Raw genomic sequence first — 20,699 nt, forward strand, 5'->3', positions numbered from 1 at the left:
GTTTCAGAAAGGACGAGTTCAGTGGAATCCATTTATTTAGATCACGCAGCAACGACGCCGATCCATCCTACAGTTATAGACCTAATGACAAGTGAAATGACACAGACATTTGGCAATCCATCCAGTATCCATACATTCGGCAGACAAGCACACCGAAAATTAGAAGATATTCGCCAAGTGATTGCAGCAAGCCTTGAGGTAAAACCACATGAAATTATTTTTAATAGCGGTGGTACCGAAGGGGATAACACAGCAATTATTGAGACCGCTCTTTCTAGACAAAGCCAAGGGAAGCACCTAATTACAACGGTCATCGAACACCCTGCTGTGTTGGAAACCATGAAGTATTTGGACGGCTTAGGATTTGATATAACCTATTTACCTGTTGACAAAAAAGGGATGCTGTCTGTTGCTGCTGTGAAGGATGCATTACGGGAGGATACAATATTGGTTTCTGTGATGTATGGTAACAATGAAATTGGTAATTTAATGCCAATCAAAGAAATCGGAGAATTACTAAAGACACACCCAGCGATTTTTCATACTGATGCTGTACAAGCATATGGCTCTGAACGGATCTTACCGCACGAGTTGGGAATTGACTTGCTAAGTATTTCGGCTCATAAAATCAATGGACCAAAAGGAGTAGGCTTCTTATATAAAAACGATGAAATTTCTTTACCTTCATTGTTACATGGTGGAGAACAAGAAGAAAAACGTCGGGCGGGCACAGAAAACTTGACGGGGATTGCTGGTATGGGCAGAGCCGTTGAAATGTTGACTACTAATGAAAAAGAGCGGCGGCATGAAAAATATATTAATTATCAAAAAATCATCTTGACGCAATTGGATGAGGCAAAGATTCGCTATCAAATCAATGGTCATCCTGAAAAGAAATTAGCGCATATTTTGAATTTACGTTTTCCAGGCATAGCAAGCGATCTATTATTGATGCATTTAGATTTGCAAGGAGTAGCAATCTCAACTGGTTCAGCTTGTACGGCAGGAACTGTTGAACCTTCCCACGTTTTAGAAGCGATGTATGGGAAGAATCATTCCGCAATCAAAGAATCAGTACGCATCAGCTTTGGTTTAGGCAATGATGATGACCAAATTTATCGATTTGTGACGACCTTGATCAACACTATCCAAAAAATGCAAGCTTAATCTAAGAAAAATCGATTAGAGCTGGTAAAATGAAAGACTACAAACTATAATAAAAGAGACAATAAATAAAGAGGTGGAAAAATGGCATTTGAAGAAAAAGCAACAGTAGAAGGTTGTACGGTATTTTATAAAGTAAATGAACAAGCAAAGAAATATACATTAAAAGATAATGGTTTTACTGAAACAAATTCAGGAAACTTCCAATTGATTCGTCCATTGGATGCAACTCCTCAAAGTAAAGAAGGGTTTAAATTAAAAATTACGATTGCTGAAGATTTAAAAACATTAAAAATGTCAGTAACAACGGCGAACGGACTAAAATCAATGAATATTTTCAAGAATGAATCACATGCAATGAGCCAAGAGAAGTTCTATTTCTTGATGGATGGCATGATCAGTCGTGGCGTTTTGGAAAAAGTGTAATCAATCGATTCAAAAAATAAGATCTGTCCTTTTGTGGACAGGTCTTATTTTTTGATAGTAAGAGCTCTTGTCAGACCTAAAAATTCTTGATAAACTTTTTTTGTCCTCGATCTTTAAAAGAAGTGAGGAAAATGAAAAATAAGGTGTTTTGGATTAGAAAAAATAATTTAGTATTTATGATTTTAATAGGGATAATCTTTAGCTTGGTACTATATTTTTATTCAAAAGATAATAGGATCTCGTTTATCTTGCAGTCTCTGTTAGAGGGTCAGACAGAGATCATTCTGATCGGTTTATCCATTCTGGAATTGATCGCTATTCTATAAAATGGACGGAGTATCTGATTGCGTTAATGATTGGAGCTGTTATTACTTTTCTTATGTACCTGCTTGTTCCGATCAGACTTTTGGAAACTAAATGGCAAGCATTGATTGTCCTTGGAATATTTTTTATTGTCGGGATCCGAAACATTTCTTTTAAAAAGAGGATACCATTACAAAATATAGGTATTCATAAAGGCAGGATCAGTATTAATGGTATTCGTTATAAAGATGAAGAAATTATCCATTTTGCTATGAGTGCTAGCAGTGATGATAATAAAAAAATGATGTTCATCTTTTAAATATAGTATTTGATGATGGCAGAAGAAATCAAAGTTTGGCCTATCATTTTACTATCGGTCATTCTCAATTGCTGGAATATCAACTGCTAGAAGAAAACTTACTACGAAAATATGGAGATAAATATCAGTTATTATTTAGCCAAAATTAAGGTATGTTCCTAAGAGCTTTACTTCTATCAAAATACTAGTATAATAAGTATCACTGAAAAGTTACGACCTTCAAATCGTAGATCAATTCAGAATCTAAATTGAAATGATGGTGATCAAATGACAGATAACAGCAAAACTCGTGTCATTGTAGGCATGAGCGGAGGTGTAGATTCTTCTGTTACAGCACTGCTTTTAAAAGAGCAAGGCTATGATGTCGTGGGTATCTTTATGAAAAATTGGGATGACACGGATGAAAATGGTGTATGTACAGCCACCGAAGATTACAAGGATGTAGCGAAAGTTGCTGACCAAATCGGTATTCCTTATTATTCAGTAAACTTTGAAAAGGAATATTGGGATCGTGTATTTGAATATTTTTTGGCAGAATATCGTGCAGGACGAACACCAAATCCTGATGTGATGTGTAATAAAGAGATCAAATTCAAAGCCTTTTTGGAATACGCAATGCAACTAGGTGCAGATTATGTGGCAACGGGACATTATGCCCAAGTAGAAAGAAAAGAAGATGGTACAGTACGTATGTTACGTGGTGTAGATAATAATAAAGATCAAACCTATTTCTTGAGTCAATTATCTCAAGCACAATTAGCTAAAACGATGTTCCCCTTAGGCAGCATGGAAAAATCAGAAGTTCGAGCAATTGCAGAACGCGCTGATCTAGCAACTGCGAAGAAAAAAGATTCAACAGGTATTTGTTTTATTGGCGAAAAGAACTTCAAACAATTTTTAAGTACTTATTTACCTGCTAATAAAGGAAATATGATGACGTTAGACGGGGAGATCAAAGGAAAACATGACGGCTTGATGTATTATACCATTGGTCAACGCCAAGGCTTAGGCATCGGTGGTGGCAAAGGCTCACAAGAACCTTGGTTTGTAGTGGGGAAAGATTTAGCAACGAATACATTATATGTTGGACAAGGCTTCCATCATGAACAATTATATGCAACACACTTAGATGCAAGTGAAATTCATTTTACCGTTGATACAGAAATGCCTAGAGAATTTGAATGTACGGCGAAGTTCCGCTATCGTCAAGAGGATATACCCGTTAAAGTTGTGTTAACGGGTGACGGAACGACAGCTAAAGTGATTTTTTCTGAACCTGTACGTGCAATTACTCCAGGACAAGCCGTTGTCTTTTATGATGGTATGGAATGTCTTGGTGGTGGCTTGATTGATCAAGCTTACCAAGAAGAAAAAGTACTACAATATATCTAAAAAAAGGAGTAGGGAGAAATGAACCGACCCCAAAAAGTTAGACCAAAAATCTAATTTTTTGGAGGTCGGTATTTTTATGTCTAAATATAGCTTTGAACTTAAACTAAAAATTGTTCAAGAATATCTGGTAGGGAAAGGAGGAATACAAGCTTTAGCAAATAAGCATGGGGTTAAAGCGGCGGAACAAGTCCATAGGTGGATCAATGCTTATCAAGAATTTGGTGAAGAAGGTCTTTTACGAAAACGTCAAAATCAGAATTATTCTGTTCAATTCAAGCTAAATGCGATAGAGTTATATCAAACAAGTGAGCTCTCCTATCGTGAAGTTGCCAATATTCTTGAAATGAATAATCCAACTCTTATTGCCAACTGGATGCGAAAATTCCGAAAAGAAGGAATCGATGGGCTCTCAAAAGAGAAAGGGCGTCTATCTACCGTGCCAAAAAAAGAAGAACAGACAAAGAAGCATTTAATGAAAGAAACGCTAGAAGAACAGAATCGCATCAAAGAATTAGAAAAGCAGGTTCGTACTCTTCAAATTGAAAATGCCTTTTTAAAAGAACTGAGGAAGCTGCGAAAACAGGAAGCTCAACAACGACGAGTGAATCAATCGCGCGAATCATCGCAAGCCTCCGAGGACAGTTCAAATTAGTTGAGCTTCTTGAAGCATTGAATTTTTCTAAATCAACCTTTATGTATTGGCAAAAACGATTTGACCGAAAAAATCCAAATCAGGAAATTGAAACAGAGATGCTTCATATTCGTCAAAAGCATAAAGATTACGGCTGTTTACGAATGACGAACGAACTAAGGAGCCGAGGATTCCACGTGAATAAAAAGAAAGTTCAACGCTTAATTCGAAAGCTAAGGATTGAAGTCCGCTCTTATACACGGAAATCCCGTCGCTATAGCTCGTATCGTGGAAAAGTTGGAACGATTGCCAAGAACCGAATCCAACGTCGCTTTTACACGAGTGTTTGTCATCAAAAAATAACGACAGATACAACAGAATTAAAGTATTTTGATTGTGATCCCAAAGGAATCATTCGTCAAAAAAAGTTATACTTAGATCCTTTTATGGATATGTATAATAGTGAAATTCTTTCTTATCGTATCTCAGAAAAACCAAATGCACTGGCAATAATGGAAGGATTAGAAGAAGCAATCAGACTGACGAATGATTGTCCTTATCGTCGCACCTTTCACTCAGATCAAGGTTGGGCGTATCAAATGAAAGCTTACAGCTATAAACTGAAGAAACAGAACATTTTTCAAAGTATGTCTCGAAAAGGCAATTGTCTAGATAACTCAATCATGGAGAACTTCTTTAGTCTTTTAAAACAAGAAATTTATCACGGGAAAACCTATTCTGGTTTTGAAGAACTAAAAATGGCAATTGATAACTATATCTATTATTACAACAACGAACGAATGAAAAAGAAACTGAACTGGAAAAGTCCTGTACAGTTTCGAATAGCCGAAAGTAAAGCAGCTTAATAACGAATAAAAAACGGAGTAGATTTCTCTACTCCGAAAAAAGTCTAACTTTTTGGGGTCACTACAAAATTCCTACTCCTTTTTTTGCTTACTGTTTTGAATATAAGCTCTAGATTCTGGTGAAATAACCAGATAAAGCATCGAAACAAATTCAAACACACGAAATGCTAACATAATCATTTTAGGAAACATGCTGACCATTATCGGTGGGTAAAAATACATTAGAAAGATGAATGGGATAAAGAGCACTGAGGCGATGTATCCTTTTTTACCACCTATCATTAATCCGGCAATCACAATAATATAAATGAGAAAAACAAAAATCTGATACCAAACATCCGCTCCAAAAGATCCATGTCCTTCCACTATCGCTTTTAACGACATGATCAACGCAATAATGAGCAAAATATTATTATATAATAGTAAATAAATAGCAATTGAGTTCCAAAATACAGGTTTTTTCATAATAAGAAACGTTCCTTTCTATTCTTTCCATATTTTAGCAAAAGGCTATTCTATACGCAATGAAATAAAGATCAATTTAAATTTATTCTTCTGTTTATTTCAACTTATGGTAAAATTAGAAATAATGAAGGTTTGAACAAAAAACTATTTCACAAGCACTTAAGTTGAAAGTTTCACGATAAGTGACTAGAATAGCTCTTGTAGAAAGAATTGGAGTGATCGATCAATGTACCAAGTTGTTATCATGTACGGCGATAATGAGCCATGGTGGTTTTTTGAAGACTGGCAAGAAGATATTGAGGAAGAAAAGTCATTTGACCGTCTAGAAGATGCAGAACGTTATTACATAAAAAAATGGCAAGAACTTTCTTCAACATATGAATACATAAATACAAAAGTGAATTACTTAGCAGCGTTCTGGAATGCTGGGGATGAACGCTGGTGTGAAGAATGTGATGAAGATCTGCAGCAATATAAGGGACTTGCTTTACTGAAAGACCAAAAAGCAGTGACGTTTGAAAGTGGCGATGATTTTCATGAACGGCACAACGATTGTGCGAAGCCGAAATGCTGTAAATCGAGTTTGGTTTAGAAGGATAGAAAAAAGTCAGAGTCGCTTAGCTCTGACTTTTCTTTGTCTTATCTTTTTTTTCATGCACGTATATATTTTTGGGTAGGATGATTTCAGTATTATTATCTTTCGTTAAAAAGACGAAATCACTTTTTTCTTTAAAAGTTTCTTGAGTAATAGTGGTATTATTTTCAGGTGGTGTTGGTGATGGAGTATTATATTCATTAGTCATGTAAAACGACCTCCTTTTTATAATTATACCCTAAATAATCATAAAAAAGAATAACTGCTTCTTTTCAGCAAACTTGGAACAAAAAATTTAGATAAAGGATGAGAGTAGAAGCAACTCCTGCAGTAGCGTCTTGGCTTTCCAAAAAGATTACTTACTCTTTGCAGACCCACTTACCGTCTTCCATATTACAAGAGCCATCCCCAGAATCATTGTTTTTAATAATTTCAATAACTGGGCTTTCTTTTTCCTTGATTATCTGAATCGCTTGGATGATTTGCTCCATTGGCTGTGCACCGTTGATGAGATATTTTCCATTCACAATCAAGGCAGGTACACCAGTGAGTTGGTAAGCATTCGCTAAATTAAAATCCTCTTCAACTAATGCTAAAGTTGCTGGATCTGTAAAAGCGGATTGCCATTTTTCAAAGTCAATTGAGCAATTTTTTATAATTGCTTCAAGCACATCAAGATCATCAATATTACGGCTATCCATAAATAGTGCTGCTTGTAAAGCATCAAAGACATCCCAATAGCTATCCTCACCGCCGACTATACCTGCAGCTTTTGCGGCAAGTAAACCGTTCATAGAAGTCGGAAAAAGAAAATCAGTTTCGCGCATTCCTTCAATATTAAAACGATGAAGCTCATCATTTTGGTTAGCATGAAACCAATGGGATAAAATTTCTTTTTTAGCATTTTCTCGAGAACCAAACATTCGATCGTGGTCTTGTGATTCTCTTGCCAAAGCAAAAGAGCGGTGGATAACCTTGATTTCAGGCATTTCTTTTTTGACTTGTCTCATTCTATAAGACATAGGAAAACAAAAACTGCAAATAACATCGTGAAAAAATTCAATTGTGATCATAGTTTCTCCTTAATAATGAGTGTTTTTTAACTTACTATTAGTAAGGATGCAGTTCTTCTGTTTACATTTCAATTAAAATGCTTGAATAAGAGGCGAAAAGAGTATGCAGAGTGTGGTAAAATCAACCTATTGACGTTTTGGAGATGAATTCAATTTACATAAGAAATTCAGAAAGTGAGTGAAGTAAATGGGGAAACAACTAATTATTGCTGAAAAACCTAGTGTTGCTAAAGATTTAAGTAAAGTTCTTGGCGCAAATCAAAAAAATAAAAGTTATTACGAAGGACCTAATGTTATTGTGACATGGGCGTTAGGACACTTGTTAGGATTAAAAATGCCGGAAGACATCAACAAAGAATGGCAATCCTGGCAAATGGAGACTCTACCAATGGTACCTAAGAATTTAGGAATAAAACCGTTACCTAAAACAGGCCATCAATTAAAAGCGATCAAACAATTAGCAAATCGCAAAGATGTTACCGAAGCAGTTATTGCAACAGATGCAGGACGTGAAGGGGAACTAGTTGCTCGTTGGATCTTAGAATATGTCCATTTTAATAAGCCAGTAAAACGGTTGTGGATTTCATCCCAAACGGATAAAGCAATCAAAGATGGTTTCAAAAAGTTAAGACCAGCTAAAGAGTACGACAATTTGTATTATTCCGCTTTAGCGCGTGCAAAAGCAGATTGGTTAGTGGGATTAAACGTGACAAGAGCGTTGACTGTCAAGTACCAAGACAGCTTGTCAGCTGGACGGGTTCAAACACCAACCCTATCTTTGGTCCGTCAACAAGAAAAGAAAATAGAAAGCTTTAGACCACAAACCTATTTTTCAGTAGAGTTGCAAGTTCAAAAAGAAAAAGCCAAACTTGTTCAAAGTAATCCCTACGCTTTTAAAGAACGGAATGAGGTAGAGGCCTTTGTGAAACAATTAAGTGAAGGTAAAGGCAAAGTAACCGATATCCAAGAAAAAGTCAAAACAGAACAAGCACCACTACCGTATGATTTAACAGAAATCCAAAGAGAAGCCAATCAGCGCTATCAATTTTCTGCAAAGAAAACTTTGTCATTAGTACAAAGTCTCTATGAATTTCATAAAATCGTGACGTATCCAAGAACGGATAGTAAATATTTAACGACAGATATGAAAGCAACAATGAAAGAGCGATTACAGGCGGTGAGTGATTTTGCGCCAGAAGTTAAAACATATATCAAAAATGGCGGACAAGTTAAACTGACAAAAGTTTTCCAAAATGAGAAAGTCACAGATCATCATGCCTTGATCCCGACTGAACAACGCCCGCGTTATGAGAAGTTAAGTGGAGATGAACAAAAAATTTACAACATGATCGTCACTCGTTTCTTAGGAATGTTTGCAGAAGGGCATCGCACAAAACAAACAAAAGTAACGGTGAGTTTTGGGAAAGAACAATTTATCTTCCGTCAAAGTAAAGTTGAAGTTACGGGGTGGAAGCAAGAAAAAGAAGCAGTAGCGCCAAGTTTTGATTGGAAATTGGGCATGATCATACCACCAAATTTCACTATTAATAAAGAACTAACTGCACCACCAAAGCCGCTGACCGAAGGAACCTTGCTAGGCTTAATGGAAAAGCATAGTTTGGGAACACCAGCTACACGAGCTGAAATCATTGAAAAGCTGATCAAGTCAGAGCTGATGGAACGGACAACAAATGGCTTAAGCGTGTCACCAAAAGGGAAGCAACTCCTTGAATTAGTCAATCCCTCGTTAGTCACACCTGAACTAACAGAAAAATGGGAAAAAACGTTAGAAGCTATCGCCAAAGGCAAGCAAAGCAGTACCGTTTTTCTAAAAGAAATCGAACAAGATACAAAAAAACTGGTCAATGAGATCAAACAAAGTGAAAGCAAATACCAAGACTTTTCGATCACGCAAAAGAAATGCCCAGAATGCGGCTCAAACTTACGTGAGAAAAACACCAAAGACGGTAAAATCTATGTGTGTTCTAGCCAAGATTGTAGCTATCGTCGTAGGAAAGATCCCAAAGTATCCAACCATCGTTGCTCACAATGCCACCGAAAAATGGAAATCATCGATGGTAAAAATGGTTCATACTTCAAATGTAAGTACTGCTCGATCACTGAAAAAATGCAGGATAAAAAAGAACGCAGTAAAAAGCTTACAAAACATGAAGAACGTAAGTTAATGAAAAAATATTCTCAAAAAGAAGAACCAGAAGAAAGTGCACTAGCACAAGCATTGAAAGCTGCAATGAAACAAGATTGAGTTAAAACAAAGACACTGGTCATCAATAAATAAGATGATCGGTGGCTTTATTTTATTATTTGTTTGGAAGATATTAAGCGAAGAGTCAGTGGCTTTTAATTTATGGTATAATTTTGGTGAGAAGTATTGATTGTGAGATAGAGCAGCATAGTAAATAATGAATCAAAGAAGAAAGGAGCATAAAAATGAGAAAAAATGAATATTTAACCTTAGTAGCAATGGAAGAATGTGCAGAAATTCAACAAGCATTATCAAAAGCAATCAGGTTTGGGTTTGATGATCATCACCCTTCTAGAGCAGATGAAACGAATGAAGAACAACTTTTGACAGAATTTTATCAATTAACTGCAATGATCGAAGAATTGCAAAATCAAGGGATCATTGAAAGCTTTACTCGAGAAAAAATAGCTGAGGTGAAACAAAATAAAATTAAGAAGGTTTATCAATACATGGATTATTCAAAGAAGCAAGGATTGTTGGACTAAAGATATTTGGCAGACGTAATTCAAATGTAGATTGGATTCGTCACGTTGTTTTAGTTTGATGAAAAAAATTTCATTTTTTTCTTTGGGGAAGTCGTCTATTGAAAAACAGAAAAAATAAAATAATATATTATAGTAGAATATGAATAACATATTCTACTATTTATGCATTAGTAAAATAATGTTCTTTTGATCTTTGAGTTTTTTTAAAGGTTCTTATTGTTATTTATTTCAATCCAATCACTTTGTTTTTTATTTCCTGGCATAATCAACTTGTTTAAAATGAAGGGGAATTACATAGAATGATGAAAAAAAATTTATTAGCACACTTTTTAATACTACTAGGACTGTTTTTTTTTGCTCAAAATAGCTATGCTGAAACAACAACGCTAGAAGTTACTAGTTTGGAGCAACCAAATTGGATATTTAAAACAGGGATGTCTCGAGCCAAATATCACGATAGGCAAGATTTAGGGATTGTAGTTAATGGAGGTTCAACCATAAAAATTCGCAGAACTAGCGTGAATGATGGGTATAATAATTTAACATTATGGTTACTTGGAAATAATCGAACACAAGAGAAATCTGTGCCCATAACGAATGAATGGAAAACAGTACCTGTCGAACATAGTGCTGTGCCATTTATCAACACGCCTTATGGGGAAAATGATGCTGAAGTTGAGTATGAAATCGATGGTGTTAGTGTAGCATTACCAGTTTATGAATCAGGCTCAAATGAACAAACTTTTTTTTCAAAGTGGAGAGACACAAATGCAGCGTTTGGTTTGGTAAAGGGGGAACAATTTCAATTATTAATCCCTAATAAAGAAAAAGAGCAAGCAGAGAGTTTAAAAGATTTTTCTGATTTAGATCAATACATTACCTATCAGAACAGTATCATTAACTACTACGATGAGCTAATGGGGCTTTCAGAAACGGTGAGTGGTGTAAATAAAAAACCAGAAAACCGCTTTTTCTTAAAAGCTGATGGTGGAACAGGACCCGGAATCGCCGCATATTATCAAGATAACTATTCTTCAAATGGAAAAGATACGGTAGTGAATCGATGGATGACAAAATGGGATTGGGGTACCCTACATGAGATAGGACATGCCTATCAACCATCATATAATAATAAAGACATGTACACGGGGGAAGTGTCTAACAATTTATTAGCCGTTTTTTATACCGATACTTACAGAGGGAAATCGATCGTAGAGAAAAACTCTTGGTTATATAATTTCGGGAATAAAGCAACTGTAGAATCAGGATTATACAGTCGATTAGTTGAGCAGCAAATCGGGTATCCCGACTTGGATCATAGAGGACGGCTAATTCTCTTAACCGATCTGACTCAAAGTGTTGGAAAAGAGAATTGGACAAAACTGAATGTCATGTATAGAGAGGCTGTAAATAATGGGGACGAGAACATTAAAAATATGTCATTACCCGATTTATTTAATCTATTTTATAGTAGTCAAATGCAGAAAGATTATAGTTCAGTCCTGCTTAAATGGGGCTTACCTTTAACAGAACAAAGACAACGAATAGTAAATCGTGGAAAAAGTTATTCGGCAGTTACTTCTCTCGTTGATGTCGTTCCTAAGGAAAAGTTAAAGGATGCGGTCTCTTTATTAAGTCCTTCATTGATGGTTGATTCCCAGTTTAGCCTTGTCACAAATCAAGAAATAGCTGCTTTAAATTTACCAGGAGGGGCCTTGACTATTCATCTTAATATACATGATTTTGCCCAAATAAAAGGGAAGAAAATAGGTATAAAAGATGGAAATCAGTTAGTTAAAGAAGTTGAAATAAATGAACCAGATATTGTCATTCCTAAGTTGGAAAACGGTGTTTATACCCTGCAACTTCCTAAAACGGAGGGATTTTATGAAGCGGATAATTATTATGCGTATGTTCGTGATGCACAAAATGAAACAACTGTTAATCTAACTGAGATAAAGGGAAGTAGGCTATACGATGAAACGATTCAGTTTAAAGGTCTATATGATAGGGTTTTCGGTGTCATTCAAACAGATTTTATGAATCAAAAGATGATCATTGATGTAACCTCTACTACACCTCACACTTATTTTAAAGGGCAACTTTATGCTTCAATAGAAGTTTTTGATGAATTTGATCAGTTGATTTATCACAAGGAAATGGAAGGAACAGATGTAGTAGTAGAAAAAAGTGAACTTCCACTGAAAGAAGGGTATAAAATTAAGTTATACCATGCAGAGACAACAAATCGATTAACTGCAGCTACTGAAACGTTAATTGATCCAACGCTTAAAAGCAATGTGCTGCTTGTGAAAAATGGCTACTTGGTAAACGAAAATAGAACACCTGGAATAGCAGTAGCAAAAGAAAAAATTACCTCTGCAATTGATACAATAAAATCAGATGCTGAATGGGCAAGTGTAGATAATAATCCAGAGAAAACACAAATAACTGTTGCAATTTTATCATTACCAGAAGCAGAGAGAGATGTTTTGTTAGAACTGCATCAAGATTTTTTAGAGATTCATCCTGGGACTATAACCATTCAGTATGTAGACAATAAAGGCGTAGAATTAGACAAATCAGAGATATTTACAGGCCGATTTGGTGAAAAAATCACAGTCAATGCAAAAGAAATCAAAGGATATGAGTTAGATGTGAGTTCACCTCTAATAGAACTGAATTATCAACTTAAACCTCAAGTTGAAAAGTTTATCTATAAAAAAGATTACACCTCAATAAGTCCTGTAAACCCAGAAGATCCTGACAAGATAATGATACCGAATGAAATGAGTGTCAAGCCAAATAACAACCCACTTAAGATTTTACATGTTTCTAATTTTCATTTTGGACAGCAAGCAATGACACTTAATGCACAAACCTACAATGCAATTTTAGAAAACGGAAAAAATGAAGCGGGGCTAACGGAGAATTTTGCAAACTCAGTTCAAATCTCTGATGAGCGGGAGACAAATGCAGGTTGGAGACTTCAAGTAAGACAAGAAGAGCAGTTTACATCCGTTATCACAAAGAAAGAACTAGTGGGGGCACAAATCATTTTAAAAAATCTAACTATGAGTAAAGGGAAAAGTAATGCGGCAGGACTGGCAACTGTTTCAGAAAAAGAATTGGAGTTAATACCAGATGGCATGACAACTATAGATGTTGCTACAGCCGAAGCTAAAACGGGGATGGGGACACAAGTAGTGAGATTTGGTGATAAAGGGTCAACAGCTGAAACAAGTATACAATTAGACGTTCCAGCACAGCCACAATTAGTGGCAGAAAAATACACGACGACATTAACGTGGATTTTAACTGATTCTCCCATATGAAATCAGAGACGTATAGCATTAAGTTAGTATAGGGAGGCAGTATGACTAAAAAGATGATTAAACCATATCTACTATTATCAGTAATTGCTTTTGTAATGTGTCTGATGGGTTCATTCAACGTAGTTGGACAGGCAGATAATAATGAGCAGAATGAAGACGCCATAGCGGGATCTCTTGAAGTGAAAACAATCATCCCCGAAAATCAAAGAGACAAAACAAAAACGTATTTTGACTTACTAATGTCTGCAGGAACAGAGCAAGTTATTCAAGTAGAGTTGAAAAATACATCCCAAAAAGAAGATATAGTAGCTGTGATTCAAATTAATGATGCAACCACTAATAATAATGGCACAGTAGAATATACAAAAAGTGAAAAAAGAGATTCAACGTTAAAAGTTGGAATTTCAGATCTAGTGAAAACAGATTCAGAGGTTGTTATTCCTGCAAATCAGACTAAGACGCTTTTTATACAGATTACAATGCCAACTGAAAAGCTTGATGGAGTACTCCTTGGGGGAATAGTGATAAGCGAAGAGAAGCAAAGAGCATTAAATGAAAAAAAAAGCACTGGTACTACTGTAATTAATAAATTTGCGTATACAATTGGTCTGTTATTGACAGAAAATGAAAAAGAAGCAGAGGCAAAATTGAAATTAACAACAGTGACGATTGGCAAAGTCAACTATCGAAAGTTTATCAAGGCAAATATTCAAAATACTCAACCTGTCATTATTAAGGATATGATGATTGAAGCTAAAATCTATTTAAAAGAAGGAAAAGAAATTTTTTTCACTCAAACATCAGAGAATATTAACATGGCCCCAAACTCAAATTTTGACTACTTAATAAGTATGGAAAAAAATGAGTTTCCAGCTGGAAACTACATTTTAGAAGTGAAAGCCAAAAATGGTGAAAAAGAGTGGACTATGGAAAAAGAATTTACCATTGTAGAAAAAGAGAATAAGAAATTAAATGAAACAACGAATCAACTAGAGGCGACTTCCTCAAGGAAGCTGATTTTTTATATAGTGTTGCTACTATTTATTTTGTGGTCAATTAATTGGAAAAATAGAAATAGAAGAAAAAAGTAACGGTTTAGATAGTTAGTGAAGACCAGAGTATGAATAGAAAAGTGGGAAGCTAAAGTAGTCATCTTCTCACTTTTCTTATTTTTCCCCAAGAACAAAGGAATATTTTGATGAAAATAGGACAGAAACATTTGTATTTTGTAAATAAAAGAGTATACTTTAGATTGGAATCATTCTAAAATTAATAAAAAGAGTTTCCACGCACATATTGTATTTAGGTTTATTTTATTCTGGGTTTTGATTCATTTTGGCAGCACCAACCAACTGCGCAAATGGATAATTACAATGGATAAAATCAGCTTATTCTTTTTGTGGAAACAGTAAAAACAAGGGGGATTATTGATGTTTGATATTGTAACATTAGCAAGATTCCAATTTGCAATGACGACTGTCTTTCATTACTTCTTCGTACCGTTTTCAATAGGATTAGCACTTGTAGTCGCAGTCATGGAAACGATGTATGTTGTGAAAAAAGATGAGCGTTATCGCAAAATGGCGAAGTTTTGGGGCAACATTTTTCTATTAAGTTTTGCAGTAGGCGTTGTAACAGGAATTATTCAAGAATTCCAGTTTGGAATGAACTGGTCAGATTATTCACGCTTTGTCGGAGATATTTTTGGTGCTCCACTAGCAATTGAAGCGTTACTTGCATTCTTTTTAGAATCAACATTTTTAGGTTTATGGATATTTACTTGGGATAAAGTCAGTCCTAAACTACATTTAACATTTATTTGGTTGGTCGTATTTGGTTCAATGATGTCGGCTTTCTGGATTTTAGCGGCAAACAGCTTTATGCAACATCCAGTGGGCTATACTTTAAACAATGGTCGTGCTGAATTGATCGATTTTGGGGCCGTAATTGGCAATCCAAAAGTTTGGTATGAGTTTACACATGTTCTGTCTGGCGCAATTGTGATGGGCGGAATGATCGTTGCAGGTTTAGCTGCATTCCAAATTTTGAAAAAACGTGATATGAATTTCCACAAAACATCTATGCGTGTTGGTTTATGGATCGCTTTATTTGGGTCACTATCTGTTTTATTTACAGGGGACTTGCAAATGAAAGCCTTGATCAATGATCAACCAATGAAATTTGCGGCAATGGAAGGGGATTATGAAGATTCTGGCGATCCGGCCGCTTGGACATTGATTGCTTGGGCCGATGAAGCGCAACATAAACAAGTATTTGGGATTCAAATTCCTTATATGTTAAGTATCCTTTCTTATAACAGTTTATCTGGTTCCGTTGATGGAATGGACACCGTGAATGAACGTTTGAAAGAACAGTATGGTGATGATAAAAATTATTATCCACCAGTCAACACATTATTCTGGAGCTTTAGAGTCATGGCTGGCTTTGGTGCATTGATGCTTTTAGTTTCAGCTTTAGGATTATTCTTTAGTCGCAAGAAAAAACCTTCACTTTATGAAAAACGTTGGATGGTTTGGATATTAGCATTGTGTACATTTGCTCCATTCTTGGCAAATACAACAGGTTGGTTGATTACTGAGCTTGGTCGTTATCCTTGGACTGTTTATGGTTTATTTACGATCGAAGACAGTGTGTCGCCAAACGTATCAGTGGCTTCACTGTTAACATCGAATATTATTTACTTTATTCTCTTTGCAGGTCTAGGTTCAGTCATGGTTTACTTGATTACGGTCGAACTTAAAAAAGGCCCAGATTATGAAGAAAAGAAATTAGCAGAGGCAAACTCTACTGATGTAGATCCATTTGATAAGGAGGTCTTTGGCGAATGAGTACGTTGCAATTACTTTGGTTTGTCCTAATTGGTATTTTATTCTCAGGCTTCTTCTTCCTAGAAGGTTTTGACTTTGGCGTGGGGATGTCCGTTCAAACATTAGCGCACGACGAAGAGGAAAAAGAACAAATCATCCAAACGATTGGACCGGTTTGGGATGGTAATGAAGTCTGGTTATTAACAGCAGGTGGGGCGATGTTTGCTTCTTTCCCATACTGGTATGCTTCATTATTTAGCGGATTCTACTTGATTTTGTTTATTATTTTAGTTGGTTTGATCATTCGTGGAGTGTCATTTGAATTCCGTCACCGTATGCCAGATGGCAAACGTCGTAGAATGTGGAACTGGACATTATCGATCGGTAGTTTTATCGTGCCATTTTTCTTTGGGGTTTTATTCATTGATTTAGTTCAAGGAATGCCGCTTGATGTGAATGGCAATATGATGGCTTCATTTACTGACTACATTAATGTATTTTCTGTTGTCGGTGGGGTTGCTTTGACATTATTGTGCTACCTACATGGCTTGAATTATATTACGCTTAAAACAGAAGGTCCTGTGAGAGAGCGTGCACGTAATTATGCGTCATTCTTTTATTGGGTTTTATATATTGGCTTAGTTGTCTTTGCCGCTTTGTTGTACTTTAAAACAGATTTCTTTGATAATAACTTTTTAGTGACATTATTACTTGTTGTAGCAATTGTAGCATTGACAGTTGTTGCCAACGTCAGTGTCTTTAAGAAAAAAGAAATGTTGGCGTTCCTTGCTAGTGGTTTGACGTTGATTCTTCTAGTGGCATTATTATTTAGTGGTTTATTCCCACGAGTGATGATCGGTAGTGAAGGGTATTATGACATCTTGATCAAAGATGCTTCAAGTTCTCCTTACACATTGAAAACAATGACATGGTTATCATTAACGATTTTACCATTTGTATTAGCCTATACAGGCTGGTCTTATTATGTCTTTAGAAAACGGATCAAACATCCAGCAATCGCTGCTGTGGGGTATGAAGGATGATCGATAAAGCCATCTTAAAAATGCCGAAAATCAAAAATATCATGATCTTGCTTGCAGGTTTTTCTTTCCTGCAAGCAGTATTTATTATAGGACAAGCATTTTATTTAGCGAAAGCCGTTGTTGGGTTATGGGAAGGTGGTCTGCTACAAGACCAGCTGTTGAATATTTTGGTGTTCTTTTTGTTTTATACTGGCAGACATGTCGTGACGTATCTTCGTGAGAAAATGTTAGACACCTTTAGCTATGAGCGATCACGTGAATTAAGGGAAGCCTTGTTGCAAAAGGTTTTCCGCCTGGGACCAACGGTGGTTCAGAAAAATGGTACGGGAAATATGATCACGATGGCACTTGAAGGAATCAGTCAGGCAGAAAATTATCTGCATCTGATTTTGATGAAAATTATGAATATGATGATCATTCCCTGGATCATTTTGATTTTTGTCTTTACATTGGATATTCGTTCTGGAGTCGTTTTATTAGTGGTGTTTCCTATGATTATTATATTTATGATCATTTTAGGATATGCGGCTCAAAGTAAAGCGGATAAACAATACAAAGCATTTCAGATTTTGTCTAATCATTTTATCGATTCATTACGAGGCTTAGACACTCTAAAGCTATTTGGGTTAAGTAAAAAGTATGCAGGCAGCATTTATAATACCAGTGAGCGTTTTAGAGAAGCAACGATGAGTACTTTGAAAATCGCGATTTTATCAACGTTTGCCTTGGACTTTTTTACAACATTATCAGTAGCTGTTGTAGCGGTATTTTTAGGTTTGAGTTTGTTAGAAGGTGGGATTTTACTATTTCCTGCATTGACGACCTTGATTTTAGCACCAGAATTTTTCTTACCAGTGCGTGATTTTGCAAGTGATTATCATGCGACTTTAGATGGTAAAAATTCATTCCAGGCAATCCAAGCTGTTTTGGATTTACCAGAAATGACTGAAACGGATCGTCTTACTTTAGGAGATTGGACAGCGTTGAGTGAATTAACTGCTGAACAATTAACATTCCAATATGAAGAAGCCACTCAGCCAGCATTAAAAGGATTAGATTTTAAAGCAAAAGGGTATCAAAAAATTGGGATCATTGGCGCAAGTGGTTCGGGAAAATCAACCTTGATCAATGTATTGAGTGGATTTTTGGAACCGAATGCTGAAATGACAAAAATCGAAGTCGATGGACAAGAGATCCCACATTTTCTGCAAAAGCAATGGCAAAGTCAAGTACTCTATATTCCGCAGTCTCCTTATATTTTCCAAGATACCTTAGCCAATAATGTCCGTTTTTATACGCCAGAAGCGTCAGATGAGCAAGTGATGGCTGCTGTTCAGTTAGTAGGACTAGAAACGCTTGTAACAGGTCTAGGGGACGGTATCAATACGGTAATTGGCGAAAGCGGGAGAATGCTAAGCGGAGGCCAAGCACAGCGTGTGGCGCTTGCTAGAGCTTTTTTAGATCAAGAACGTCGGATTTTACTATTTGATGAGCCGACTGCTCACTTAGATATTGAAACTGAGGTAGAATTGAAAGAAAGAATGTTGCCTTTAATGGAAAAACATCTTGTCTTTTTTGCCACGCATCGATTACATTGGATGGCAGAAATGGATTATATTCTAGTGATGGATAAAGGACAGTTGGTTGAAGCAGGCACCTTAGCTGAGTTGACTGAAAAAAATGGCTACTATGTAAAATTAGTCAATCAAATGAGGGGGACAGAATAATGGAAAATACCCCAACAAATAAAGAATTATATGAAAAAGATCAATGGGTTAAACCCTTCTTGAAAAAGTATAAAGGCTTATTGTACTTAGCCCTGATTTTAGGCTTTTTAACTTTCTTCAGTGCGGGTGCTTTGATGTTTAACTCGGGTTATTTAATTAGCCGAGCAGCATCACTTCCAGAAAATATTTTGATGATTTATATTCCCATTGTATTAACACGCGCCTTTGGGATTAGTCGTCCAGTTTTCCGATATATTGAGCGTCTAGTCAGTCATAATTGGGTTTTGAAAATGACATCTGATTTGCGTTTGAAACTTTACCTGGTTTTAGAGAAAGATGCGATTTTCTTTAAATCGAAATACCAAACGGGTGATATTTTAGGTTTATTATCTGAAGATATCAATCACTTGCAGAACTTGTACTTGCGTACGATTTTCCCAACTGTGATCGCTTGGTTGTTATATATCTTTATTATTATTGGACTAGGTTTGTTTTCATGGTGGTTTGGTCTGTGCATGTTATTGATGTTAGGTGTAGTGATTTTTCTTTTGCCAATGCTCTCAGTTTTAGTAAATGGTGCGAGACAAGAGAAACAAAAAGTGTCTAAAAATGAATTGTATAAAACATTGACAGATAATATCTTAGGCGTTTCTGATTGGGTGTTTAGTCAACGTGGACAAGAATTTGTTCATTCATATGAGAAAGAGGAAGCAAAATTACGCCAGTTAGATGAAAAGATCAAACGTTTCAATCGTTTTCGTGATTTTGTTTTACAAGTCGCTTTTGGGGTCATTACAGTTGCCATTTTAGCTTGGACGAGCGTTCGTTTTCCTGGCAACCATGGTGGAGCGGCTAACTGGATTGCAGCATTTACTTTAACGGTGTTTCCACTGATCGATGCATTTGCTCCCCTACCTGATGCGGCGCAAGAAACAAATATTTATAAAGATTCCATCAAACGATTGAATGATTTACCAGAGCCAGATGAGACAAATCAAGTCGTGAACGATGTAACGGTTACTGATAGTGAAATCAAGATCACGGATGTGTCATTTTCTTATGAGGGAACAGCTAAGAATGTACTGGAAAATTTAAGTTTAACAATCCATTCAAAAGAAAAATTAGCAATTTTAGGCCGTAGCGGTTCAGGGAAAAGTACTTTAGCAACCTTGATTCGTGGGGATTTACGTCCAGATAAAGGTTATATTACGCTAGGCGGGATTCCTACAGCAGAATTTGGTGATCAAATTACCCAATCGATTGGTGTGATTCATCAAACACCTTACTTATTTAGAACGACGATTCTAAATAATGTTCGAATCGGACGAGAAGAAGCCTCAGAAGAAGAGGTTTGGCAAGTGTTGAATAAGGTTGGTTTAAAAGATATGATTGCAGCGTTACCGGAAGGGTTACTGACGATGGTGGATGAAGCGGGGCTGCGTTTTTCTGGCGGTGAACGCCATCGTTTGGCTTTAGCACGGATTTTACTTCAAGATACACCAGTGGTACTGTTGGATGAACCAACGACAGGACTGGATCCAATCACAGAACAACAATTATTGGAGACGTTTTTTGAGACATTGAAAGATAAAACGATTATTTGGATCACACATCATTTGCAAGGGGTTCACATGATGGACCGGGTCGTTTTTATTGAAGATGGTCAGCTAGAAATGAGTGGTTCTCCACAAGAGCTACTGGCGACAAATCCGCATTATCAACAATTATATGCAATTGATCGTGGTATGAATAAGCACTGAATGAAATAAAAAAAGCTGAGG

General features: G+C 36.1%; 17 protein-coding genes. 14 read left to right on the plus strand and 3 right to left on the minus strand.

Going from position 1 to position 20,699, the window contains the following annotated elements; all coding sequences use genetic code 11:
• The first annotated feature begins 21 nt into the window (after positions 1 to 21).
• The 5 genes from IGJ55_RS04445 to IGJ55_RS04465 all read left to right on the plus strand — a co-directional run bounded on the left by IGJ55_RS04445 (position 22) and on the right by IGJ55_RS04465 (position 5,101).
• Positions 22 to 1,167 carry a cysteine desulfurase family protein gene (locus tag IGJ55_RS04445; protein ID WP_430607464.1) on the plus strand — a complete coding sequence of 382 codons (1,146 nt, stop codon included), beginning with the start codon at positions 22 to 24 and terminating at the stop codon, positions 1,165 to 1,167.
• An 81-nt stretch (positions 1,168 to 1,248) separates the two neighbouring features.
• On the plus strand, positions 1,249 to 1,590 hold the full coding sequence (locus IGJ55_RS04450; RefSeq protein ID WP_207120510.1) for a DUF1831 domain-containing protein: 342 nt from the start codon (positions 1,249 to 1,251) through the stop codon (positions 1,588 to 1,590).
• Between the two features lie 352 nt (positions 1,591 to 1,942).
• Positions 1,943 to 2,212: a hypothetical protein gene (locus IGJ55_RS04455; RefSeq protein ID WP_069640566.1), complete on the plus strand. Its 270-nt coding sequence runs from the start codon at positions 1,943 to 1,945 to the stop codon at positions 2,210 to 2,212.
• Between the two features lie 267 nt (positions 2,213 to 2,479).
• The gene (mnmA, locus tag IGJ55_RS04460; RefSeq protein ID WP_207120511.1) at positions 2,480 to 3,604 is read left to right on the plus strand and encodes a tRNA 2-thiouridine(34) synthase MnmA; all 1,125 of its coding nucleotides are present in this window, start codon (positions 2,480 to 2,482) and stop codon (positions 3,602 to 3,604) included.
• A 76-nt stretch (positions 3,605 to 3,680) separates the two neighbouring features.
• Positions 3,681 to 5,101, plus strand: a protein-coding gene (locus IGJ55_RS04465; protein ID WP_430606860.1) for an IS3 family transposase whose coding sequence is annotated in 2 segments (ribosomal slippage) — positions 3,681 to 4,158 and positions 4,158 to 5,101 — 1,422 coding nt in all. Because the reading frame shifts where the segments join, the coding sequence is not laid out codon by codon here.
• Positions 5,102 to 5,173: 72 nt separating this feature from the next.
• Here IGJ55_RS04465 and IGJ55_RS04470 read toward each other — a convergent pair.
• Positions 5,174 to 5,566, minus strand: coding sequence for a hypothetical protein (locus IGJ55_RS04470; RefSeq protein WP_069640568.1), 393 nt, complete (start codon positions 5,564 to 5,566; stop codon positions 5,174 to 5,176).
• Positions 5,567 to 5,792: 226 nt separating this feature from the next.
• Here IGJ55_RS04470 and IGJ55_RS04475 point away from each other — a divergent pair, with 226 nt between their 5' ends.
• A complete protein-coding gene (locus tag IGJ55_RS04475) occupies positions 5,793 to 6,158 on the plus strand; it encodes a DUF1033 family protein (protein ID WP_069640569.1) in 366 nt (121 codons plus the stop codon).
• Positions 6,159 to 6,183: 25 nt separating this feature from the next.
• On the opposite strand, the gene IGJ55_RS04480 is transcribed toward IGJ55_RS04475, so the two are convergent.
• Both IGJ55_RS04480 and IGJ55_RS04485 read right to left on the minus strand, forming a co-directional pair.
• Positions 6,184 to 6,369, minus strand: coding sequence for a hypothetical protein (locus IGJ55_RS04480; RefSeq protein ID WP_069640570.1), 186 nt, complete (start codon positions 6,367 to 6,369; stop codon positions 6,184 to 6,186).
• Positions 6,370 to 6,520: 151 nt separating this feature from the next.
• Complete coding sequence (locus IGJ55_RS04485; RefSeq protein WP_430607468.1) at positions 6,521 to 7,234, minus strand: DsbA family oxidoreductase; 714 nt, start codon at positions 7,232 to 7,234, stop codon at positions 6,521 to 6,523.
• 187 nt (positions 7,235 to 7,421) lie between these two features.
• On the opposite strand from IGJ55_RS04485, the gene IGJ55_RS04490 reads away from it, so the two are divergent.
• The 8 genes from IGJ55_RS04490 (at position 7,422) to cydC (ending at position 20,678) form a co-directional block, all read left to right on the plus strand.
• Positions 7,422 to 9,500: a DNA topoisomerase III gene (locus IGJ55_RS04490; RefSeq protein WP_430607470.1), complete on the plus strand. Its 2,079-nt coding sequence runs from the start codon at positions 7,422 to 7,424 to the stop codon at positions 9,498 to 9,500.
• A 185-nt stretch (positions 9,501 to 9,685) separates the two neighbouring features.
• A complete protein-coding gene (locus IGJ55_RS04495) occupies positions 9,686 to 9,985 on the plus strand; it encodes a hypothetical protein (protein ID WP_207121106.1) in 300 nt (99 codons plus the stop codon).
• Positions 9,986 to 10,284: 299 nt separating this feature from the next.
• Complete coding sequence (locus IGJ55_RS04500; protein WP_430607474.1) at positions 10,285 to 13,320, plus strand: WxL domain-containing protein; 3,036 nt, start codon at positions 10,285 to 10,287, stop codon at positions 13,318 to 13,320.
• A gap of 41 nt (positions 13,321 to 13,361) precedes the next feature.
• Positions 13,362 to 14,411, plus strand: a complete 1,050-nt coding sequence (locus IGJ55_RS04505) for a DUF916 and DUF3324 domain-containing protein (RefSeq protein ID WP_430607477.1) — start codon at positions 13,362 to 13,364, stop codon at positions 14,409 to 14,411.
• Positions 14,412 to 14,750: 339 nt separating this feature from the next.
• Entirely contained in the window at positions 14,751 to 16,169 is a 1,419-nt protein-coding gene (locus IGJ55_RS04510; RefSeq protein ID WP_069640575.1) for a cytochrome ubiquinol oxidase subunit I, read from the plus strand.
• Complete coding sequence (gene cydB / locus IGJ55_RS04515; RefSeq protein WP_430607479.1) at positions 16,166 to 17,191, plus strand: cytochrome d ubiquinol oxidase subunit II; 1,026 nt, start codon at positions 16,166 to 16,168, stop codon at positions 17,189 to 17,191. Before IGJ55_RS04510 ends, cydB begins: the two co-directional genes overlap by 4 nt.
• Positions 17,188 to 18,918: a thiol reductant ABC exporter subunit CydD gene (gene cydD, locus IGJ55_RS04520; RefSeq protein ID WP_430607482.1), complete on the plus strand. Its 1,731-nt coding sequence runs from the start codon at positions 17,188 to 17,190 to the stop codon at positions 18,916 to 18,918. The genes cydB and cydD overlap by 4 nt, the downstream gene beginning before the upstream one ends.
• Entirely contained in the window at positions 18,918 to 20,678 is a 1,761-nt protein-coding gene (gene cydC, locus IGJ55_RS04525) for a thiol reductant ABC exporter subunit CydC (protein ID WP_430607484.1), read from the plus strand. Before cydD ends, cydC begins: the two co-directional genes overlap by 1 nt.
• Positions 20,679 to 20,699: the final 21 nt, after the last annotated feature.

This window comes from Enterococcus sp. AZ170 (assembly GCF_050545135.1).
GTDB classification, from domain to species: Bacteria; Bacillota; Bacilli; order Lactobacillales; family Enterococcaceae; genus Enterococcus_L; species Enterococcus_L ureilyticus.

Coding starts and splice junctions, on each gene's coding strand:
- mnmA (WP_207120511.1), top strand. CDS start 2,480: ATGACAGATAACAGCAAAACTCGTGTCATTGTAGGCATGAGCGGAGGT.
- IGJ55_RS04470 (WP_069640568.1), bottom strand. CDS start 5,566: ATGAAAAAACCTGTATTTTGGAACTCAATTGCTATTTATTTACTATTA.
- IGJ55_RS04510 (WP_069640575.1), top strand. CDS start 14,751: ATGTTTGATATTGTAACATTAGCAAGATTCCAATTTGCAATGACGACT.
- cydD (WP_430607482.1), top strand. CDS start 17,188: ATGATCGATAAAGCCATCTTAAAAATGCCGAAAATCAAAAATATCATG.
- IGJ55_RS04450 (WP_207120510.1), top strand. CDS start 1,249: ATGGCATTTGAAGAAAAAGCAACAGTAGAAGGTTGTACGGTATTTTAT.
- IGJ55_RS04480 (WP_069640570.1), bottom strand. CDS start 6,369: ATGACTAATGAATATAATACTCCATCACCAACACCACCTGAAAATAAT.
- cydC (WP_430607484.1), top strand. CDS start 18,918: ATGGAAAATACCCCAACAAATAAAGAATTATATGAAAAAGATCAATGG.
- IGJ55_RS04505 (WP_430607477.1), top strand. CDS start 13,362: ATGACTAAAAAGATGATTAAACCATATCTACTATTATCAGTAATTGCT.
- IGJ55_RS04485 (WP_430607468.1), bottom strand. CDS start 7,234: ATGATCACAATTGAATTTTTTCACGATGTTATTTGCAGTTTTTGTTTT.
- cydB (WP_430607479.1), top strand. CDS start 16,166: ATGAGTACGTTGCAATTACTTTGGTTTGTCCTAATTGGTATTTTATTC.
- IGJ55_RS04490 (WP_430607470.1), top strand. CDS start 7,422: ATGGGGAAACAACTAATTATTGCTGAAAAACCTAGTGTTGCTAAAGAT.
- IGJ55_RS04455 (WP_069640566.1), top strand. CDS start 1,943: ATGATTGGAGCTGTTATTACTTTTCTTATGTACCTGCTTGTTCCGATC.
- IGJ55_RS04500 (WP_430607474.1), top strand. CDS start 10,285: ATGATGAAAAAAAATTTATTAGCACACTTTTTAATACTACTAGGACTG.
- IGJ55_RS04475 (WP_069640569.1), top strand. CDS start 5,793: ATGTACCAAGTTGTTATCATGTACGGCGATAATGAGCCATGGTGGTTT.
- IGJ55_RS04495 (WP_207121106.1), top strand. CDS start 9,686: ATGAGAAAAAATGAATATTTAACCTTAGTAGCAATGGAAGAATGTGCA.